Raw genomic sequence first — 5506 nt, 5'->3', positions numbered from 1 at the left:
GGCCGGTGCCGAGACGGACTCCGGGCGCGTGTCCGGGCCCGCGCAGGCCCCCACCACGTCGGTGACGCCCCTGCTGCCGCGGCCGTACCGCGCCCGGCGCGCCCTGAAGATCACCTTCGGTACCCTCGCCGCCGCCGCGGCCGCCTCCGTGGTCCTCGGCGTGGGCTGGGTCGTCGTGCAGAGCGGCGCCGGGGTGAACAGCTCGAAGTCGGCGGACTCGGCTGCCTCCGACGAGTCGGCCAAGGGGGGCAACAGCCTGGAGGACGGCGACAGGGGGGACGGCTCCGCCTCGCTCAGTCCTGAGGGATATGTCGGCTGTGCCCGCCTCATCGTCGAGGGCACCGTCACCGAGGTCGAACCCGTGACCGGCGCCCAGCAGGACCGGATCACGGTCGAGGTGGACCGCTGGATCAAGCCGGACAAGGGCGACGACCGGATCGTCTTCCCCATGGACCACGACGTCGACCCCCGGCTGAAGCAGGGCGACCACGTCCTCGTCGGCATCCCGCACGACAGTGCCCAGCCCGACATCTGGACCACGAAGGAGGCGGACATCGCCCGCGACCGGGCCTGGATCGAGGAGGCGCTGTCCGGCACGGGGGGTTCGGCGTGTGAGTGAGGACGGCCGAGGGGAGGCGGGCACCGGGCGCCCCCCTCGGCCGGGCGCCCCCCTCGGCCGGGCGCCGCGCCCCCAGCCGCATCTGCCTCCGGGCCTCTCCCCGGCCACGGAAAAACGGCCCGTCGGAGAACCGGCGGGCCGTCACGAACAGGATGGGGCACCTCACCGGCAGGACCGTGAGGCACCGGAAGGCTTTCCGGGCCGCTACGACAGCCTCAGCTGCCTGCTCACCTTGTCCTCGGGCGCACCCGAGGCGCCGACCTGTACCCAGACGGTCAGGACGATGGTGGAGCCGGAGGTCACGGGCACGGTGGCCCGCGCACAGCTGTTGTCGGCGCCGTTGGTGTCGGACACCCGCCTGAGCAGCTGGATGACCGTGCCGCTCCGCTCCAGGGTCGCGACCGCGCGCTTGCCGTCCGCGCCGTCGATGTCACAGACCTCCAGCACGGAGGTGGTCGTGTTGTACGAGGCCCGCGCGCCCGCGTTGCTCACGCTCAGGGTGGCTGCCGAGGCCGAGGGTTGCGCCACGGCGACGGCCGCCAGGGCCAGGATGCCGCTGGCTGCGAGATGCCGCTTCTTCATGGGGGATCCTCTGGGGTGTCGGTGTCCTGTTGAGCCGGGCTTCGGTCCGATCCGCGGCTCGGCGTGGCACGAGTCCGCGCGGTCAGCCCGTCACTCCTTGTCGTCCCACGTCCATGTCACCTTGTGCCCGGGAACGATCACGCCGGGCTCGATGCTGCCCGTGGCCGGGTCCTTCGGCTTGACGATGTCCGGCAGCCCGTCTTCGGCGACCAGCCGGGTGCCCGCCGACGCGCCCACGGCGATGCCGAGGATCAGGGTCGCCGCGGCGGAGCCCAGGGCGAGGAAGGCGAGGACGCTGAGGCGCCGAGAGCTCGTCGAGGAATGCACAATGCTCCTCTTTCGTGTGGGGTACATGACATGCCCGCTGCGGGGCACGACTGATCATGGCGGATCGGGGGGAGATCGTAGAGCTCCTGTCATGGCCTCTTGCGGCCATGGCAGGACGGTGCCAGCATGCCCGCCGCGGCAACGGGCAGACGCTCCACGGCGTCGCCCTCGGCGTCGTCCACCGCGTCGGCGTCGTCCACGGCGCCCCGGCCCGCCGGGCGGTGCCGTTCCCCGCCGTCGGCTAGAGCCGGCTCGGCTAGAGCCAGCCCCGCCGCACGGCCTCCGCCCCGGCCTCGAACCGGCTCTGCGCGTCCAGCCGCTTCATCAGGTCGGACATCAGCCGTCGGATCGTACGCACAGAGATCCCCAGCTTGCGGGCGATTCCCTGGTCGGTCATCCCCTCGGACAGCAGTTTCAGCAGGACGCGGTCCCGATCGCTCGCCTCGTGCTCCGCGGAGGGCCTGGTCTCCTCGCCCAACGGCACCCCCTGCGCCCAGACGAGTTCGAAGAGTTCCGCGAGGGCCCGTACGACTCCGTGGTAGCGGACCACCAGGGCGCCCTGCCGACTGTCCTCGGCGTTCACGGGCACGACCGCGACCTCGCGATCGCAAATGATCATGCGCATCGGCAGCGCCGGGACGGTGCGCACCTGGCCGCCCTTGGAGGTGAGCCAGGCCGCGTACTCGGAGGTGGCCTGGTCGTTGCGGACACTGTCGAGGTAGACGGACCGCATCCGTACGCCCCGGCCGAAGGACTCCTCGTCCAGGGGGCGGGCCGACTCCAGGCCGGCCGCGCTCACGGCGCCGCCGGGTGTGAAGGTGCAGACCTCGTGCACCGCGTCCCGCGACAACTGCTCCAGCCCGGAGCGGACCGCGTCCACGCCGACGAGGTGATCGGCGCCGGCGGTGTGACGCAGACCCAGGGCGGCGTACTCGGTGGCGAGTTCGGCGACCGTGGCCTGATGCTTCGACAGATGTGCCCGCTGTGCGTCCAGTTCGGCCTCTAGGCGGCGCAGTACCGGACTGAAGACCGTCTCGGGGTTCATGGGCAGGAAGGTGCTGTCCGTGACCGGGCTCAACAGGGAGAGGTCCGCGAGCCGGCGCACGGCCGCCCGCACGTCCTCCTCGGCGAGACCCGTGTGCCGCTGGACGTCCTGCAGCGTCCAGGAGGGATTGGTGAGCAGGCTCCGGTAGACGCGGACGGCCTCGGTGTCCGATTCCAAAAACGCACCCAGCACGGTCGGCCCTTTCACCCCCTCACCCCCTCTTCCCCCGGAAGGAGAATCCTAGTTCGATCCGGGGGGATTTCGCGGTGGATCTGCGACCTTGTGGCGAACACGACAGGGCTGGCACGCAGGTGCCACGGCTCGTCGCGGCCACCCTTCAGGCCTGGCGCACGGCTTCTGCGTGAGTCGAAGATCAGGGCGGGGCGAAGCAGCAGCAGCGAACCCGGACCAATCCGCCTGGAGTTGGAGTTCTACGTGTCGTCGAAGCAGACCAGATCCACACGGCGTCGTGTCGTCAGCACCGTCATCGGGGCGATCACGGTTTCCGTCCTGGCCACGGCAACCCCCGCCCAAGCGATCATCGTCCCGCCGGACAAGCCGCATGTGGAGCCGCTCGACACGGTCGGCAAGCAGGTCGAGAGGGCGACGGGTGTCTCCAATCTGCTCAAGGCCGAGCTGAACGACGTGGACAGCGTGGCCGTGTCGGACTCCTCCGCCGGCGTGATCGAGGTGCCGCGCAGCTCCACGGCCCCCGTCACGCTGAAGGAGAACAACACCGGTACGACCCTGGGTGTCAGCCTGCCCGGCTCCGGCCTCGGCACGGCGCAGCAGACGGACAGCGGCACGATCTACTACGACACCACCGCTGCCACCTCGGCCACGGCCGTCCAGCTCACCTCCGACGGTGCGGTCCGCGCACTGGTCAACATCAAGAAGTCGACGGCGCCGAGCGAGTACCGCTTCGACCTCGACCTCCCGGCCGGCGCGAGCCTGGTGGAGAACACCGAGAACAGCACCATCGAGGTCGTCCAGGAGATGGACGCGGCCGATGTGCCCAGGGAACTGCTGGAGCAGAACGCCAGCGACGAGGAGATCGAGCCCGGCACCGTCGACTTCGACGGCGACGGCAAGATAAACGTCGTGATGGGCCAGGTCGAGGCCCCGTGGGCCAAGGACGCCCTGGGCAACGCGGTGCCCACCGACTACCGCATCGAGGGCGACACCATCGTCCAGTCCGTCGCCTTCACCAGTGACACGACCTTCCCGGTGGTGGCCGACCCGAAGATCTCCTACGGCTGGTACGTCTACGTGCGCTTCAGCAAGAGCGAGGTCAAGGCCGTCGACTCCAAGGGAGGCATCTTCGGTGTGACCGCCGCGATGACCTTCATGTGCAACCGGATCCCGGTGCCGTGGATCCGCGTCGGCTGCATGGCCAGCGTCATCGCTGTCGGCTCGAAGATCCGCAAGACCTTCGCCCTCGCGGAGAACGAGAAGAAGTGCGTCGAGATCAAGATCGACTGGGACGGCTTCATCGCGGGCTGGAAGCGGTACTCCTGCTGATGTTCCCCGCGTCGACGCAACACGCGTCGCTCTGACGTGCGGTGGCCCGTCCTACGGGGGGACGGGCCAACGTGCTGTCGGTCATTCCTGGAAGGAGACGCACATGGCCCGAAGGCCCGGCAACCAGCTCACAGCCGTGCTGACCGCTCTGTTCCTGCTGGCCGTGGTGACCTGGACCGGTGTCACCACAGGCTGGTCGGTCACCATTCCGGTCTGCCTGGCTGCGGCGGCGGGATTCGCCCTGAGCGAGACGGGCCGCCGACGGAGGGACCGTCACCGCGACGGGTGATCCGGCGGGCGAAGGGGCGAGTGTCACTGGGGAGCACTCGCCCCTTCGCCATGCTCGTTGGGTAACGTCTGCGCATGCGCGAGGAGTTGAGGGTGGCGGCCTACGCCGTGTGCGTACGCGACGGGCACCTGCTGTTGGCCCGCTGGGTCTCCCGGGACGGCCTGAGGAAATGGACCCTGCCCGGCGGCGGTATGGAGCACGGCGAGGACCCGTACGACACGGTCGTCCGCGAGGCGGTCGAGGAGACCGGCTACTCCGTCGAACCCACCACTCTCCTCGGCATCGGCACCAACAGACGCGAGGACCCCCGCCGCCTCGGCACCCGTGTCGACTTCCAGGCCCTGCGCATCGTCTACGAGGCCCGCGTCACCGGCGGCGACCTCCGCCACGAGACGAACGGCTCCACGGACATGGCCGCCTGGCACCCCTTGGACGAGGTCCCGAACCTGGAGCGGGTGGACTTGGTGGACGTAGGACTGCGTCTGTGGAGGGAACGCCCCCAGAACGGCCACCTGGAACTGACGGCGAGCTTGTAGGGGCGCGCGACCGCATCGATACGCGGCTCCGTCGCGCGGGCACGAGCGACCACGACGAGCCCGGACCCACGCATCCACCGAGGACGAGCCCGGACCCACGCATTCACCGAAGGCGAGCCCGGACCCACGCATCCACCGAAGGCGAGCCCGGACCCACGCATTCGCGAAGTCGAACCCGCCCGCCCGCGTTCACCGAAGCTCCCACGGCGAATGGGTGCTCTACCCCGCCAAGTGAACAGGGAGTGACCGCTTCCCCTCACTCCCGCTCACATTCGGAAACGCCCGGTGGACGCGCACCGTACCCGGAGATCCACGTACGGTGATCGGCGCCGCCCGTTGCCGCCTCGTTAACGTCCAGGCCACCCCGGCTGCCAAGCATCAAGTACGAGCGGGAAACACCATCGGCCGCACCCCGGCCGGAGGCCCCCGCGACCACTTCCGACGCGTTCGCACTCGGGGAGACCGCGCCATGTCGCGCATACGCTCAGTCGCTGCCGCCGCCACCAACCCTGACCGCAGGGCCTTCCTCGCCGCCACCGGCGCGGTCGGCCTCGCCGCGGGGGTCGGCTTCGCCCTGCGGCCGGAGA

At 70.1% G+C, this 5506-nt stretch carries 7 protein-coding genes and 1 pseudogene; 5 read left to right on the top strand and 3 right to left on the bottom strand.

Annotated elements, in window-relative coordinates:
* Window positions 1-619, top strand: a pseudogene (locus AWZ10_RS38865) (hypothetical protein); the annotation flags it as partial.
* 204 nt (window positions 620-823) lie between these two features.
* Here the strand turns inward: AWZ10_RS38865 and AWZ10_RS38860 are convergent.
* Window positions 824-1201: a hypothetical protein gene (locus AWZ10_RS38860; protein ID WP_060893384.1), complete on the bottom strand. Its 378-nt coding sequence runs from the start codon at window positions 1199-1201 to the stop codon at window positions 824-826.
* Window positions 1202-1291: 90 nt separating this feature from the next.
* Window positions 1292-1528, bottom strand: a complete 237-nt coding sequence (locus AWZ10_RS38855) for a hypothetical protein (protein WP_060893383.1) — start codon at window positions 1526-1528, stop codon at window positions 1292-1294.
* 107 nt (window positions 1529-1635) lie between these two features.
* Here AWZ10_RS38855 and AWZ10_RS51935 point away from each other — a divergent pair, with 107 nt between their 5' ends.
* Window positions 1636-1773, top strand: a complete 138-nt coding sequence (locus AWZ10_RS51935) for a hypothetical protein (protein ID WP_159058521.1) — start codon at window positions 1636-1638, stop codon at window positions 1771-1773.
* A gap of 11 nt (window positions 1774-1784) precedes the next feature.
* Here AWZ10_RS51935 and AWZ10_RS38850 read toward each other — a convergent pair whose 3' ends face one another.
* Window positions 1785-2780, bottom strand: coding sequence for a helix-turn-helix domain-containing protein (locus AWZ10_RS38850; protein ID WP_234361195.1), 996 nt, complete (start codon window positions 2778-2780; stop codon window positions 1785-1787).
* Window positions 2781-3008: 228 nt separating this feature from the next.
* Here AWZ10_RS38850 and AWZ10_RS38845 point away from each other — a divergent pair, with 228 nt between their 5' ends.
* From AWZ10_RS38845 to AWZ10_RS38835, 3 genes are all read left to right on the top strand, one after another.
* Entirely contained in the window at window positions 3009-4094 is a 1086-nt protein-coding gene (locus tag AWZ10_RS38845; RefSeq protein WP_159058520.1) for a hypothetical protein, read from the top strand.
* 103 nt (window positions 4095-4197) lie between these two features.
* Entirely contained in the window at window positions 4198-4383 is a 186-nt protein-coding gene (locus AWZ10_RS38840; RefSeq protein WP_046705961.1) for a hypothetical protein, read from the top strand.
* A gap of 74 nt (window positions 4384-4457) precedes the next feature.
* A complete protein-coding gene (locus AWZ10_RS38835; RefSeq protein WP_046705962.1) occupies window positions 4458-4919 on the top strand; it encodes an NUDIX hydrolase in 462 nt (153 codons plus the stop codon).
* Window positions 4920-5506: the final 587 nt, after the last annotated feature.

The organism is Streptomyces europaeiscabiei (assembly GCF_001550375.1).
GTDB lineage: Bacteria > Actinomycetota > Actinomycetes > Streptomycetales > Streptomycetaceae > Streptomyces > Streptomyces europaeiscabiei.
Note: the sequence above shows the minus strand (reverse complement) of the source record. Positions and strands in the feature narration are given on the sequence as shown.

Excerpts from the sequence above, each read along its gene's own strand:
- AWZ10_RS51935 (WP_159058521.1), top strand. The coding sequence starts at position 1,636 with ATGGCAGGACGGTGCCAGCATGCCCGCCGCGGCAACGGGCAGACGCTC.
- AWZ10_RS38835 (WP_046705962.1), top strand. The coding sequence starts at position 4,458 with ATGCGCGAGGAGTTGAGGGTGGCGGCCTACGCCGTGTGCGTACGCGAC.
- AWZ10_RS38860 (WP_060893384.1), bottom strand. The coding sequence starts at position 1,201 with ATGAAGAAGCGGCATCTCGCAGCCAGCGGCATCCTGGCCCTGGCGGCC.
- AWZ10_RS38840 (WP_046705961.1), top strand. The coding sequence starts at position 4,198 with ATGGCCCGAAGGCCCGGCAACCAGCTCACAGCCGTGCTGACCGCTCTG.